The organism is Gemella haemolysans, from assembly GCF_028308085.1.
In the GTDB taxonomy this organism is placed as follows: Bacteria; Bacillota; Bacilli; order Staphylococcales; family Gemellaceae; genus Gemella; species Gemella haemolysans_D.
Map to the genome: position 1 here is coordinate 1 of NZ_JAQMFS010000089.1, position 1,529 is coordinate 1,529.

General features: G+C 27.7%; 1 protein-coding gene. It reads right to left on the reverse strand.

The window, feature by feature from the left end; translation table 11 throughout:
* Nucleotides 1-13: 13 nt before the first annotated feature.
* Nucleotides 14-1,399 carry an ISL3 family transposase gene (locus PNO30_RS07105; RefSeq protein WP_271987696.1) on the reverse strand — a complete coding sequence of 462 codons (1,386 nt, stop codon included), beginning with the start codon at nucleotides 1,397-1,399 and terminating at the stop codon, nucleotides 14-16.
* Between the last annotated feature and the right edge of the window lie 130 nt (nucleotides 1,400-1,529).

A 1,529-nucleotide genomic window follows, 5' to 3' on the forward strand; every position in this document is an offset into this window, starting at 1 on the left:
AATTAGGAGAAAGCTATGCTATATTAAGTAGTATAGCTTTTTTCCTATTTTTTCGTTTTAATCTTATTTCTTTCTTTTTAGCGAGAACAGCTTGACGCTCTTCTTTCGAATATCTAGGTTTCTTATTAGTCTCTGAAGGTGTAAATAGACTGAAAATAAGTAGTATTTTAGCTTTAAAGTTACTAAAAGATTTATAACCATAAGAAATACGTTTAATAACTTTGATTTTGTTGTTAATTCCCTCTAAAGGGCCATTAGATAGCCCATTGTAATACATAGTATTTTTGATTTGTCTTTTATATTTTCTAAGTGTTTTAATAGCTGTAAACATATATCTAGGTAAAGTAGATTTATCGTTAATTAAAGCTTTAAAACTATCAAAATCATCTTTTTCAAGAGCTTCTCTAAGGTCTTGGATAAGCCAATAACACTTATAAAGCTGAGAATCTTGCTTAATTAAGTAGTTGACAATATCTTGTTCGGTAGTGATGTACTTAAAGTATTTAAACTTCTTGTGGGTACCATTATCTAATTCATTATAGCTAGTAAGAAGATTTTTCCAATAACATTTCAATTGTCTGTATAACTCTTTATTCTTGTCTTTAATACTGTTCATAAATGACACCCTATATTTATTAAAAGCTCTATTAACTAACTGAACAATATGGAATCTATCAATAACTATCTTCGCATTAGGGAAAAGCTCTCTAATAATACTTTTATAACCAGAGTTCATATCAATAACTACTGCCTTAACCTTACAACGCTCTTGATAAGAATAATATAAGAAGTAGTCTTTAATAATCTTGTTAGTTCTCCCCTGAAGTATATTTTGTATTTTATGAGTTAATGCATCTGCATACACGAAGCTCATTTTACTTATACTATCGGAAGTAGAAGACACTTCATCAAAGCACATACAAACAGATAAGGTTTTAGGTCTTTCTAAAGTTTTAGATAGATCACATTGTATTCTTAATACAGTATTAGTAGATACAGCACAAGATTCAGCTATTTCTTTTAAAGTATTCTCTTTAGACAATCTTTTAATAATACCTGCTCGTAGATTTTTAGAGGTATTAGAATTCTTCCTAACTTCAGTAGTTTCAGCTGTAAAGGATTTACGACAACCTCTACATATAAAACGATGTTTATTTAAGTATAAGATAGCTGGTTTGTCAGAAATAGAGGGCATTTTAACCTTTACTTTTCTATAACCGTTATTAATTATCTTACATTTTTGGCAATAAGGACAAAAGTTAGATGAAGCTTCCAATACTCCATAATAAACTAGATGCTTACAACCATTTATTTCAATTTCATCTGTTTTATCTAGAATTTTTATATTTTTGTCAGTTATTTGTAGCGTTATTTTAAGAGATTTGCTATAATTACACATATGAATGTAAATTTCCTTTCTTGATTTTTTGCTCATACTTAAATTATAGAGGAATTTTACATTCTTTTCTATTTTTTTATAAATTTAAATACGGCTGATATTTATTATCAACCGTATTTATTATAGACTC

Bases quoted from the DNA above. Each gene is read 5' to 3' on its own strand.
- PNO30_RS07105 (WP_271987696.1), bottom strand. From the start codon at position 1,399: ATGTGTAATTATAGCAAATCTCTTAAAATAACGCTACAAATAACTGAC.